Origin of the sequence: Acutalibacter intestini (genome assembly GCF_034334985.1) — a bacterium.
In the GTDB taxonomy this organism is placed as follows: Bacteria; Bacillota; Clostridia; order Oscillospirales; family Acutalibacteraceae; genus Acutalibacter; species Acutalibacter intestini.
The window spans coordinates 147,562-159,679 of sequence record NZ_JAWXXL010000006.1; the positions used below are offsets into that span (position 1 = coordinate 147,562).

Genomic DNA, 12,118 nt, shown 5'->3' on the forward strand with positions numbered 1-12,118 from the left:
AAATTTCTGGAGTTTGTCAAGACGAAACGAAAGGACGATACAAAACCTGTAGAGGTTAATTTTTTTGAATAACCTATTGACATTTTACCAAATTGGTATTACGATTAGTTTAATGAAGATACGTGCGTGGCTTCTATAACAAAAGGAGGGATATTATGAAAAAAAAGACAAAGGTACTCCTACTGTTGAGCTGCGCCCTGGTGCTGGTTGTAGGCGGGGTGGCAGCCGTGGCCCTGCGCCAGCAGCCCGCCGCCCCGCCAGGGCCCGAGCCCACCCCGCGCAAAATAGGCGCTCCCGGCACCGTGATGATTAAGGTGATGCAGGGGGTAGGCGCTGTCAACCGCAGCTGCGGCTTGCCGCTGGGCCTGGCCTGGGTAGAGGCCCCGGAACGCACCAGTACAGAGGGGGTCAGCCTGTCCTTCACCGGCCTGGACGTGGACGAGACCGAGGGCACGGTGACACTCAATCTATTGTTGGAAAATGAGCAGGAGGTGCACAACATCTTGCCCATGGACCTGGACTACCGTTCAGAGGGCAGGTGGTACACAGTCTATAGCGTTGAACGCCGGAATGCCCTATCGGGAGCAGTTATTCCCGGCATGGGGCATGTATATGAACCCGGCTCAACACCGCTTACACTGGAAGTTCCCAAAGAGGCCTTCAAGAATCGAGGACAGTATCGAATGGTATTGGGGCCTACGGCCTACTGTACATTTGAGGTAACGCCGGACGGCTTCCAGTTTAAGGGAAAGGAATTGACATGAAGAAAAAGACAAAGGTAATCTTACTGTTGAGCTGCGCCCTGGTGCTGGTTGTAGGCGGGGTGGCAGCCGTGGCCCTGCGCCAGCAGCCCGCCGCCCCGCCGGGGCCCGAACCCACCCCGCGTAAAATAGGTGAAGTCAGAATCGTGACGATTAAGGTAATGCATGGGATAAACGCGGTATATACTAGTTGCGGCCTGCCGCTGGGCCTGGCCTGGGTAGAAGCCCCGGAACGCACCAGTACAGAGGGGGTCAGCCTGTCCTTCACCGGCCTGGACGTGGACGAGACCGAGGGCACGGTGACACTTAATCTATTGCTGGAAAATGAGGGCTGGCTGGATGATTCTTTCGAGTGTTCACCAAAAGAACTTGATTACCTTTCAGATGGAAAATGGTATACGGTCTATAGTTTTGAGAGGATGGAATTGCTAGCGGGTTACATAACTCCCCTAGCAATAGCGTATGAACCTGGCTCAACACCGCTTAAGCTAGATTTTCCCAAAGAGGCCTTCAAGAATCGAGGACAGTATCGAATGGTATTGGGGCCTACGGCCTACTGTACATTTGAACTCACTTTAGATTTGTAATATTTTTATTAAAGGAGAAATTAAGATGAATAAATCGGGATTAAAGAAATTAATTTCTGTGGCTTTGTCATTGGTATTAGTGCTTTCTGTAACAACTACGGGAATGGCAGCGGCCCCTGTAAATGATGAAATGGACGGTATGCACGAAATGCGAATTTCTACTTCAGCTGGAAGCAACGGAGTGTATACACACGATATGAGTACAGGCGAAACAGAGTTTTTACCGGCTAGCGAGTGTGTGTTTGATGATGCACTGGATATGATACCTGATATGGAAGAGGATGAAGGGTATTCGGATCTTGAGCCTACAATGGAACCACGCTATTTAAAGAATTATAAGCAAATCACATCTCCGACAAATCAGTACGCTAGCATCTGTCATATCGGTGTAAGGTTTGCTAAAGAGGGTCTGCCAGATTCGGTTGGATATGGTACTGGATGGCTGATAAATAATAGATATCTAATGACAGCTGGACATTTGTTATACTCCAGGGAGTATGGTTATGCAGATCATGTGGCTGTTTATGTGGGGGCTTCCCGTGGAACATATAAACAGTACAGATTGGGTGAGTCGACACTAGTTGGTGGCGATTTTGTAAGAAACCCCGATGGAGAGGCCTATAAGAATATAGGGGTATATGATGATTGGGGAATTGTAGAACTAAACAGTGCGTTGACTATTAATGTTGAACCATTGACACGACGTGTGGTGGATAGTTCTAGTGAGATGAACAGTGGTACTCATTACATCAATGGTTATCCAAAAGATGTGCAACCAAACCCCAATGTTCATTGGAGAGACTATTATATGTATGAAAATTCAGGCCACATTAAGGGAGATTTAAACACCCGCACGGTACCCTCTGTGCAAACGGATATGGAAATCCTGGAAGGTATGAGTGGCGGTCCTCTTTATTATAAAAGCGGCACAAAATGTTATGTAGAAGGAATCGCCGTAGCATATGAGACTGGACCCAAATATGGTGTAATTGTCTTATACGGGAAATACATAAATGATTATGTAAATAAGGTGTGTGTCTAAAATTAAGTGAAAAAATCCTCTTGACTTGGACCCTGCTCCAAGTGGTATAATAAATGAAATATATACCAACAGGAGGAACTTTCATGGCTGAAAAATATTTGGGCGAGAGCATCAAAAAGCTGGGCTTCGGCTTAATGCGCCTGCCCATGAACGGCGACCAGGTGGACATGGACCAGACCAAAAAAATGGTAGATCTCTTTATGGAAAAGGGCTTTACCTACTTTGACACCGCCTATGTGTACATTGGAGGCCAGTCCGAAAAGGCCTTGGGCGAGGCCGTGGTGGCCCGCTACCCCCGCGACAGCTTTCAGTGCGCGACAAAGCTGCCCATCTGGGACCTGAAGGACCGGGCCGACATGGAACGCATTTTCCAGGAGTCCTTGGACCGGGCTGGGCTTACGTACTATGACTTCTATCTGCTGCACGCCCTGGGTAAGGAATCTGCCCAAAAAGCGGATGACCTGGGTGCCTGGGACTTTGTTAAAGAGCTGAAAGCCCAGGGCAAGGCCAAGTATATTGGCTTCTCCTTCCATGACACTGCCGACGTACTAGAGGACATTCTGCAAAAGCATCCCGAAGCGGAGTTTGTGCAGCTGCAAATCAACTACGCCGACTGGGAAAGCGACGGGGTGCAGTCCCGCAAGTGTTATGAAGTGGCCCGCCGGCACGGCAAGTCCGTCATTATTATGGAGCCGGTCAAGGGCGGCGCGTTGGCCACCATGACCCCCCAGGTCCAAGAAATCTTCAAGAAGGCGGATCCCAGCGCCTCGGTAGCATCCTGGGCAGTGCGTTTCGCGGCCTCTTTGGAGGGGCTGGTTACGGTGCTTTCTGGTATGAGCGACCTGCCGCAGATGGAGGACAACCTTAGCTATATGGCGAACTTCCAGCCTCTCTCCCAAGAAGAGCAGGGGATCATCGGTCAGGTGGTGGACGTGTTGAACAGCCTGCCCACTGTGCCCTGCACTGGCTGTAAGTACTGCGTGGACGGCTGCCCCCAGAAGATCAACATCCCCGGCCTTCTCTCTGCGATGAATAATCTGACCCTTTATGGTGATAAGGAGCGTTCCAAGGACCGCTACACCCAGGCGGTCGGCGAGGGCGGTAAGGCCGGCGACTGCATCCAGTGTGGCGCGTGCCAGGGCCATTGCCCGCAGCACCTGGAAATCATCGAGTACCTAAAAGAGGTGTCGGCGAAATTCGACGAACATAAGGGCTAAAACAGTGGACCACAGACGCGGTAAAAGGGGGAAGAGGGAGGCTTACCGAACGCGCTCGGTCTTTCCGAGATTTAGGGCGTGAAAGTCTAAGAGAGAGCTTTCATCTGGCGGGTCGGTGGGTGCTGGGTGGGCTCTTACCGGGGACCAGCAACCCACGGTTTTGCCGTAGCCCTTTCCATACTCAGAAAAACCTGGCCCAATCGGGCTGTAAAAAATAGAAAAAGCCCTGGCTTCTTACCTTAAAGAAAGCCAGGGCTTTTTTTACGTTTATCCAAAAGGCCGTTCGCCGGTAGCCTCGGCAAAATCTACTGTGTCCAGGCCGCCGCCCAACCGGACCGCCAGATCCAAAGCCTCCCCATACAGCTGGAAAAAATCCCGGTCCCGGGTTTCCCCCTGCCAGGTCCAGGGGATATGCTGCATATTGGCAAAGTCAATGTCTGGGTCCTCGGTGATGGGCACCAGGTGGGAGGTCACGTAGTGAGGCCGGCCCTGTTCCAAAATATGGAAAGCCCTCCGTTTCAGTCCAGTGCGGTCCGTACAGCAAGCAAACACAAAGTGGGCGTCTTTGGTGGATTGGTACAGGTCCTCTTCGCTAACTTGGGCCCCGTATACCTGGAACAGCACCTCTTTGTAGAGGCAGGCAATCTTCCGCTGCACCCCCTCGTTTTTGGGGAACATGGTTTTCAGTGGCACTTGAGAGGGCAGCATTCCGGTTTGCCACCGTAGAATAATGGCGTCCAGAGAGGCCTCTATCTCCCCGTGCATGGTCTGGGGGTTCTCTGCTGGGCGCTCTTGGGCCATCTCCTGAGCCCGGGCATTGACAAAGGGGTGGGCGGTAGAATCCAAAGCGTAGTGGCAGAGGAACCCCAGCACATAGGAGCGGTAAGAGGGGTTTTCATGTTGCTTGAGGAAGTCCCGCATGGCCCCCAGGGTCTGGGAGGGAGGTGACTTGTGCAGGGCAGAGCCAAACTGGTTCAGGGTTTTGCTCTCCTTGTGGGTCAGGGCGTAGAAATATCGGTGGCAGAAGAGAAAGTCTGGCCCCTGGGCGCCCCAGTAGTAGGCGCAGGGGTCCGCCGCCGGTGCTTCCAGCCGGGACAGGACCTCTTTGGCAAAAAGATGATGGGTCATACAGGCGGGCATAGTAAGGCCTCCTTAAAAAAATCATCTTGCAAACAGGGAAACCCCCGGCGCAGGTCCGGGGGAAAGGGCGCTGTGAAGCGCCCGCTGAAGGGCACCGCTGGACAGTCCAGAACTACACAGCCGCAGTGCAGGGCTTGCCTGCCAATACGATCTGTCCTGCCGCCGTACAGGTCGTCCCCTGCCAAGGGGTGGCCCAGGTAGGCAAGATGGGCCCGAATCTGGTGGGTACGCCCGGTCTCCAGGGTCAGGGCCAGTAGCGTGTGGCTTCCGTCGCCGGCCAGAGCCTGCCAGTGGGTAACGGCCCGCTGGCCCTGGCCACAGACCCGGCGGATCTTGCTGTCCTCTCCCAGCCCAATGGGCACGTTAACAGTCCCGGTGCCCTCCATCCGCCCTTCGCACAGGGCAAAGTAGGTTTTGGTCAACCGGGCCCCTGCCGCCGCCCGGTGCTTGGCCACGGCTATCAGGCCGCTGGTGTTCTGGTCCAGGCGATACAAGGGCCGCACCCGGTGGGATTGACCGGTAGAATGGTAATAGTGGGCCAGGGCATTTAGTAAACTGTCCGCATCGTGGCCAGGAGAGGGGTGCACGGGCATAGAAGGTGGTTTGTCCACTATGAGAAAATCCTGGTCCTCGTACAGAATGGTAAGGGGCAGCGTCGCCGCCGGATAGTCTACCACCTCTGCCAAAAGAGGAAACTCCAGCCGGTCTCCGGTCCCCAGCGTGGCGTTGGCGTGGCAGGGGATGCCATTCACCAAAATGCCGCCCTCATATTTTTGCTGGGCCAGGGCCCGGGTGGAAAGCCCTAGGGCCCCCTTGGCAAAAGCCTTTACCGTGGCCCCGTCCCAATGAGCTGGGATTGTATGGGTGAGGATGCGCATCCTTTAGTTTTCCCGCCCGACCAGGGATAGGGCAAAGTTCCGCAAAAAGCCGCTGTCCCCGGGGAACGCCCACAGGGCCTCCAGAGCCCCGGCGGTGTAGGACTCCACCATTTTCTGGGCCCCCTCCACCCCTAGCAAGGAGACATAATTGCGCTTCTCTCGGACCGCATCCATGCCGGTGTTTTTCCCCAGCTTGGCAGCATCCCCCAACACGTCCAGAATGTCGTCCCGAATCTGAAAGGCCATCCCCACCCCTTGGGCATAGAGCCTGGCGGCATCCAAAAGGGGTTCCTTGGCCCCGGCAGCCACGCAGCCCATCTGGCAGGCGGCGCTGATCAGGGCCACGGTCTTGCCAGCGTCCATAGCCTGTAGCAGTTCCATGTCCACAGTCTTTCCGTTGGCGCATAGGTCTATGCACTGGCCTCCTACCATGCCCCGGTACCCGGCCAATTGGGCCAGGCACCCAGCGGCCCGGGCGGCTTTGGCCGAATCCGGGTGGCTAAGGGCGCAGGAAAAAGCCTGGGTCAAAAGACCGTCCCCAGCCAACAAGGCCATGGCCTCGCCAAAGGCTTTGTGGCAGGTGGGCCGGCCCCGGCGCAGGTCGTCATCGTCCATGCAGGGCAGGTCATCATGAATAAGGGAATAGGTGTGGACCATCTCAATGGCACAGGCAAAGGGCAGGGCCTCTTGCCAAGAGCTGCCGCATAGATCACAGAAAGCCAGGACCAGCAGAGGCCGCACTCGCTTACCACCGCATAGCAGGCTGTAGCGCATGGCCTGGTTGACCTGAGCGGCGGGGCCCACGGTTTGGGGCAGGGCCTGGTCCAGGGCCTTTTCAATGGCTTCCCGGCATAGGGCGGCGTCAATCATCGGCTTCCTCCTCCTTGGGCTCTTCGGGCTTTAGGGCGGTAAGCTCCCGCACCTTTAGTTCGGCCCGGTCCAGGGTGTTGTAGCATAGGGCCGAAAGCTTAGCGCCCTCCTCAAATAGTGTCATAGATTCCTCCAGGGTGGCCTCGCCGGATTCCAGCTTTGCCACAATCTCCTGCAAACGGGCCATAGCGTCCTCAAATTTCAGCTTTTTCGCGGGCATATCATCTATTTTCCTTTCCTATTGAGTTTAAGAGCCGCCACTTTTCCCGTAGCGGCCCGTAAAGGTGCGGGGCGGCCCAGTTCCCGTCAGTTGTCCCGGGCGTGAGGGCGCTGGAGGCCCTCCTGGCGCATTCTCAGCTTTTTCATAAGGCCCACTGACGTTACCAGGGCGATAAGCTTCGGGCATCACCCTGTGGGCGTTTTGCTGGGCGAAGGTATAGTCCACCAGAACCCGGCAGGCCTCACAGGCGCAGCCCTGCCGAAAGAAACTCCGGTGGAAGATCCACTCCCAGTGCATACACATCTTCCTGGGAGCTCTCGCCCAGGGGCTTGCACAACAGATAGCCCATGAGCCCGTATCCTTCCAAACAGCGGGCGCCCTGCCGACCAATGCAGAACGCCTGGAGGAAGCGCTGGGTCTTTTCTATCGGTATAGGCAGGCTCACAGTGCTTCATGGTCTCCGGATTCTCGAAAATTTCCCGCAAAGACTCAGCGCCCGCTGGCATAAAGTCCCGTATCGCCAGCCGTCTGGTCTGTATTCTATCCGTTTTATCCTTCTTTTTTTGCGGGAGCATGGATTGATTATAGGTTGGGGTCTCGTTTTCGAGAAGCCTACTCCTTTAACAATGACGCGCCATTTTTACAGAAGTCTTGCCTGCCGCTTTCCCTTTTCAGCTTGCAGGGTCAGCTCTTCCCCGGCAGGCAGGGCGGTCAGGTCCCGCACAGCCCTGCCGTTGGCGGTATAGATGGCCCCATAACCCCGGGCCAGAATCTTCAGGGGGCTTAGGGCGTCCAGCTTGCCGCTGAATAGTGAAAGCGTCTGGCGGCAGTTTCGCAGCTTTTCTTGGTTCAGCCGGTCCAGATTGGCGGAAATTCCATCCAGCACGGCCCGCCGTCCCCGCAGGTATTCTAGAGGCCCGCTAAGAGGCGAATTTCGCGTCAGCAGGTCTATCTCCTGGCGCAGGCGGTCCACCCGCTCCTGAGCCCGGTTACCAAAATATTGATGTAGAGCCTCCAGCTTGCACAGAATCTCCTGGCCGTCAGGGGTACACAGCTCGGCGGCGGCGCTGGGGGTGGGAGCCCGCAGATCGGCGGCGAAGTCGCAGATGGTAAAATCCGTCTCATGGCCCACGGCAGAGACCACCGGGATCTCCGAGGCGACTACTGCCCGGGCGAGGCCCTCGTCATTAAAGGCCCATAGGTCCTCCATAGAGCCTCCACCCCGGCCCAGAATGATTACATCGCAGGCAGATTGCCGGTTTAGGGCCTCCAGGGCGGCAATTAGCTGGGCGGGGGCGTCCTCTCCCTGCACCAGCACTGGGCAAAAGACCACCTGGGCTATGGGCCAGCGCCGGGAAATAATTTGTAAAATGTCCTGTACTGCCGCGCCGGTAGGAGAGGTGACTACTCCAATGCGCTGGGGAAAATAGGGCAGGGGGCGTTTGTGGTCCTGGCTGAAAAGGCCCTCGGCGGCCAGGCGTTCTTTCAGCTGCTCAAACGCTGCGGCCAAAGCCCCCAGACCATCGGGCTGTATGTCCTCAGCGTAAAGCTGGTACTGGCCCGCTGCCTCGTACACAGAGACCCGGCCCCGGATGACTACCTTCATGCCGTCCCGGGGCCGGAAGCGTAACCGCTTGGCAGCGGAAGCGAACATTACGGCTTTGATCACCGAATGCTCGTCCTTTAAAGAAAAATACAGGTGACCTGACTTATAGTGGTCGGTGAAGTTAGAGACTTCGCCGGTGATAAGAATATCATTTAGCCGGCCGTCCCCCTCTACCAAAGATTTGAGAAAGCGGTTCACCTGCGTAACGGTGAGCAGAGAAGAGATCATTTACAAAACCTCGCTAAATATGCCAATACCGCCACTCCGGCGGCGTTGTCGGCGGAAAATTCGGGGGCGGCGAAAACCGCGCCATACTTGGCCTCCAGCCGCTGCCGCAAAAGAGAGTTTGAGCAAACCCCCCCGGAGAACACCACGGGCAGAGGGCCCAGCTCTTCCAGCAGCCGGGCGCACATGGCGTCCAGAGCGGCGGCAATGGACTCTATGCAAAATCGGGCGATCTCGGCAGGCTGACACCCCTGACGCAGCATGGCGGCGCAGCGGTTCTCCAGCCCCGAGAGAGAGCAGTCTGCCCCTTTCATAGAGGGCTTCGCCCCCACGGCCTTTGGCCAGCTTAGGGCCAGCTCTTCCAGCTGGGGCCCACAGGGAAAGCGCAGGCCCAGCAGCAGCCCCACCCGGTCCACCGCCTGACCGGCCTTTAGGTCTAAAGAAGCCGCTACCACCTGGGCGCTGGGGCCGTTCTCTCCGGGAGAGGCCAGCACGGCCTCGGTGGTGCCACCAGACACATGGAAAGCCAGGAACTTTTCCTGCAATAGGTCCAGCCGCCCTGCCGAGTATAGCGCGGCCGCCAGGTGGCCTTGCTGATGGGAGTATAACGCCACTGGGACCCCCAGGGCCGTGCCTAATGTCTGAGCGTAACCTTTTCCCACTAGAAAGCAGGGCATATAGGAGTCGGGCGCACTTCGAGGGCTGACAGATACTCCAATGACCCCTAGGCCTGGCTGGGGCAGCAGGTCCCCCAGCAGCTGGGGTAACTGGCGGGTGTGGTGAAATACCGCGTCGCTTTGGCGCAGCCCCCGGCTTCCGGAAGCTACAGGCAGGGGCAACTTGCGGTTTTCCGTAATACTCCCGCTTAGACACAGGGCGGCAGAGGTAGTATAGTTGCTGGTATCAATCCCCAGGGCCGTCATAGCTTTTCCTGGGGCAGGCCCCGGGCCACAGTACCCAGTACACCGTTGAGGTAGGGAGCGTCACCCTGCCCGCCGTACTTTTTCGCCAGCAGTACCGCTTCATTGATGGTGATACTGGCCGGAGTGGAGTTTTCAAAGAGCAGCTCATATACAGCCATGCGCAAAAGGGAGAGGGTCACCTTGGAGAGACGGCGGATGCTCCAGCCCTTTACGCTGCCATTGATGGTCTCGTCAATTTTTTCCAGATGCTCCTCGGCGCCGTAGGCCAACTCTTCCGCAAAGGGGTCCAGGACCAGGTCTCGAGCCTCTGCGGCGGCCCCTATGATGTTCTCCATTTGTTCACCGGCACAGGCTTGTTCAAACAATAGGCAGAAGGCCTGTTCCCGGGCTTCCCTTCTGGTCATAAAAAATCCTCCAATTGGTGGGATTTGGATGTTATTCAACCTATTATAACGCTTTTGGAGCAGATTTGCAAGAGCCTGACAAGAACCGGGCGCGTTGTTTAACGGACCGGCTTCCAGCTTCTTTCGCCGGCGGTACGCTGACGAAAGGAGCCTATATTTAGAAAAACGCTCCGTCTGTAGGTCTTTCTTTTAGAAAATCCCAAGTAAAATGAAATTTTGGGTTGACCGGCACGCTCTCTTAGACGCATTCTGCCAGTAGGGCGTGTTTAAACATAGAGGAAATGACGAATGATTGCCCAGAAGGGGTCCATTGCAAGGAAAAACCGCAAGACAATCTTCCGATTGGCGAGGAGGTTTGACGCGGAAAGCGGCCGCTTCTGGGCAAAAAGACGGCGTTGTCGATGTTTCCAACAAGCCCTAGCCCGTCTGTTTATGGTCATAGTAGGCGGAAATAGCAAAAGCTACAGGCAAAAACAAGTTGTTCTCCTGATTTATTCCCCGAAACCGGGCAAACTAAACAGGAACTTAAATAAAAGGAGGCGGCCACATGAGCAATGAACAACAAAGCATGGATATGCAGGCCAGGACCTACTTCGACTCTCTGCCAGAACTGCTAAAGACCCAGATTATTCAAAGCGGCGTGAAGTTGACCACACGGGAAGAGCTGGAGGCCTACCGCAGAAACGCTCTTTCCGAACCAAAAGACCAGCGGTAAAAAACAAGGGTGCGCCCCAAAATCCGGCGGCGCGCCCTTGTCTGTTATTTGGACTTTACGTTCTTCTTATAAAGTAGATACAGGCCCTCCAGCATCAGGTTTTCGTCATAGTGCAGGGGGCGGCGGCAATATGGATGGATCAGGGCCATCAGCCCGCCGGTAGCCACGGCGGTCACCGGCTGACCCAACTCCTCTTCGGCGCGGGCAATCAGGCCGTCAATCATCAGGGCACTGCCGTATACCGCCCCGGCTTGCATACAGTCAATAGTATTGCTTCCAATAAACCGCTCCGGCGGGCCTAGGTGGATATAGGGCAGCTGGGCGGCCCGGGCGCTAAGGGCATCTACCGAAAGCCGCAGCCCAGGGATAATCATACCGCCCAAATAGGCCCCGGTACTGTCGATGACGGACATAGTGGTGGCAGTGCCCATGTCGAAGATTACCAGGGGCGGCTGGTACTTGTGCAAAGAGGCAATGGCGTCCACCACCAGGTCTGCGCCCAGCTGGGCCGGGTTATCCATGCGAATGTTCAGTCCGGTCTTTAGGCCCGCGCCCACACATAAAAAGGTTTTGCCCGTCAACAGTTCCATGGCTTTTTTCATCACCATGCGCAACTCGGGCACCACGCTGGAGAGAATGCCCCCCGAGAGCTCTTTGGGGTTCACGTCCCGGCTTTTCAGCAGGTTGCCAATGAGCAAGCAGTATTCGTCAGCGGTTTGGTCCCGGTTGGTGTGCAGCCGCAGGGTAAGGATCAGTTTCCCATCCCGCCAGCAGCCCAACACGGTATTGGTATTTCCAATGTCGATGGTTAGTATCATTTAAAGTTTCTCCGTTTTATCCAATTTGTCCAGTATTCTGGCGTGTTTTAGCGCTTTGGTGACGCCGAGGCAGACTACTGGGGTTAATATGGTGGCCGCAACGGCCTCGGGAATGCCGTTGGCAAAAACAATGGTCAGAATGGCCCCGCCCACCATATCCAGTGAAATATCTTTGGCCGTAGCAAAGGCTTCTCCCAGCACCAGGCCCATCAGCCCCATGACCAAAGCCGTGTTTACAATGGACCCAATAGCACCGGCAAAGAGGGAACCAATGGTTTTCCAGGCGGCTTTGTTTCCAGGAACCAGCTCAAACAGCCGCACCACGAACCAGGGGACCATTCCCACCAAAATACGGGGAATAAAGCAGATCACCAGCGCCCAGGGGCTGCCATTTGCCTGGCCGGGGACTGGAACCAGGGGGGAGAAGGCGAAACTGAGCAGGCTGGGGGCCATGGTGTTTTTCCACAAACTGATGACTCCAAACACAAAGCCCAAAAAGCCGCCCCGCCAGGGGCCCAGCAGCACCGAGCCGATGATGACCGGCACGTGAAGAATGGTGGCCTTGATAATAGGCAGATCGATGAGCCCCAGGGGTGTGAACCCCATGACCAGAAGGATGGCCACAAACAGGCCGGTGAGCACCAGGCCCTGTAAGTTTGTGGTGCGGGTGGATGTAGAATTTGTCATAATGTGTACCTCCTGCTGCCGTTCC

At 55.9% G+C, this 12,118-nt stretch carries 15 protein-coding genes; 5 read left to right on the forward strand and 10 right to left on the reverse strand.

Features of this window, described 5'->3' with window-relative positions; translation table 11 throughout:
* Positions 1–155: 155 nt before the first annotated feature.
* The 4 genes from U8U68_RS07220 (at position 156) to U8U68_RS07235 (ending at position 3,607) form a co-directional block, all read left to right on the forward strand.
* Positions 156–764, forward strand: coding sequence for a hypothetical protein (locus U8U68_RS07220; protein WP_322200161.1), 609 nt, complete (start codon positions 156–158; stop codon positions 762–764).
* The gene (locus U8U68_RS07225; RefSeq protein ID WP_322200162.1) at positions 761–1,348 is read left to right on the forward strand and encodes a hypothetical protein; all 588 of its coding nucleotides are present in this window, start codon (positions 761–763) and stop codon (positions 1,346–1,348) included. Before U8U68_RS07220 ends, U8U68_RS07225 begins: the two co-directional genes overlap by 4 nt.
* Positions 1,349–1,373: 25 nt before the next feature.
* Positions 1,374–2,390, forward strand: a complete 1,017-nt coding sequence (locus U8U68_RS07230; protein WP_322200163.1) for a trypsin-like serine peptidase — start codon at positions 1,374–1,376, stop codon at positions 2,388–2,390.
* An 83-nt stretch (positions 2,391–2,473) separates the two neighbouring features.
* Entirely contained in the window at positions 2,474–3,607 is a 1,134-nt protein-coding gene (locus U8U68_RS07235) for an aldo/keto reductase (RefSeq protein WP_322200164.1), read from the forward strand.
* A 267-nt stretch (positions 3,608–3,874) separates the two neighbouring features.
* Here U8U68_RS07235 and U8U68_RS07240 read toward each other — a convergent pair whose 3' ends face one another.
* From U8U68_RS07240 to nusB, 8 genes are all read right to left on the reverse strand, one after another.
* Positions 3,875–4,747 carry a zinc dependent phospholipase C family protein gene (locus U8U68_RS07240; protein WP_322200165.1) on the reverse strand — a complete coding sequence of 291 codons (873 nt, stop codon included), beginning with the start codon at positions 4,745–4,747 and terminating at the stop codon, positions 3,875–3,877.
* On the reverse strand, positions 4,732–5,625 hold the full coding sequence (locus tag U8U68_RS07245) for an RluA family pseudouridine synthase (protein WP_322200166.1): 894 nt from the start codon (positions 5,623–5,625) through the stop codon (positions 4,732–4,734). Before U8U68_RS07245 ends, U8U68_RS07240 begins: the two co-directional genes overlap by 16 nt.
* Before the next feature lie 3 nt (positions 5,626–5,628).
* Positions 5,629–6,495 carry a polyprenyl synthetase family protein gene (locus U8U68_RS07250; protein ID WP_322200167.1) on the reverse strand — a complete coding sequence of 289 codons (867 nt, stop codon included), beginning with the start codon at positions 6,493–6,495 and terminating at the stop codon, positions 5,629–5,631.
* Positions 6,488–6,715 (reverse strand): exodeoxyribonuclease VII small subunit, encoded by a 228-nt coding sequence (locus U8U68_RS07255; protein ID WP_322200168.1) that lies wholly within the window; start codon positions 6,713–6,715, stop codon positions 6,488–6,490. Before U8U68_RS07255 ends, U8U68_RS07250 begins: the two co-directional genes overlap by 8 nt.
* A gap of 27 nt (positions 6,716–6,742) precedes the next feature.
* Entirely contained in the window at positions 6,743–7,105 is a 363-nt protein-coding gene (locus tag U8U68_RS22335) for a GNAT family protein (protein ID WP_367575801.1), read from the reverse strand.
* 250 nt (positions 7,106–7,355) lie between these two features.
* Positions 7,356–8,549 carry an exodeoxyribonuclease VII large subunit gene (xseA, locus tag U8U68_RS07265; protein WP_322200170.1) on the reverse strand — a complete coding sequence of 398 codons (1,194 nt, stop codon included), beginning with the start codon at positions 8,547–8,549 and terminating at the stop codon, positions 7,356–7,358.
* Positions 8,546–9,469: a Kae1-like domain-containing protein gene (locus U8U68_RS07270; RefSeq protein WP_322200171.1), complete on the reverse strand. Its 924-nt coding sequence runs from the start codon at positions 9,467–9,469 to the stop codon at positions 8,546–8,548. Before U8U68_RS07270 ends, xseA begins: the two co-directional genes overlap by 4 nt.
* Positions 9,466–9,873: a transcription antitermination factor NusB gene (gene nusB, locus U8U68_RS07275; RefSeq protein WP_322200172.1), complete on the reverse strand. Its 408-nt coding sequence runs from the start codon at positions 9,871–9,873 to the stop codon at positions 9,466–9,468. Before nusB ends, U8U68_RS07270 begins: the two co-directional genes overlap by 4 nt.
* 547 nt (positions 9,874–10,420) lie before the next feature.
* Between nusB and U8U68_RS07280 the strand changes: the two genes are divergently transcribed.
* Complete coding sequence (locus tag U8U68_RS07280; RefSeq protein WP_322200173.1) at positions 10,421–10,588, forward strand: hypothetical protein; 168 nt, start codon at positions 10,421–10,423, stop codon at positions 10,586–10,588.
* A 44-nt stretch (positions 10,589–10,632) separates the two neighbouring features.
* On the opposite strand, the gene U8U68_RS07285 is transcribed toward U8U68_RS07280, so the two are convergent.
* On the reverse strand, positions 10,633–11,406 hold the full coding sequence (locus U8U68_RS07285; RefSeq protein WP_322200174.1) for a type III pantothenate kinase: 774 nt from the start codon (positions 11,404–11,406) through the stop codon (positions 10,633–10,635).
* Positions 11,407–12,093: an ECF transporter S component gene (locus U8U68_RS07290; protein ID WP_322200175.1), complete on the reverse strand. Its 687-nt coding sequence runs from the start codon at positions 12,091–12,093 to the stop codon at positions 11,407–11,409. It lies immediately after the preceding gene.
* Positions 12,094–12,118: the final 25 nt, after the last annotated feature.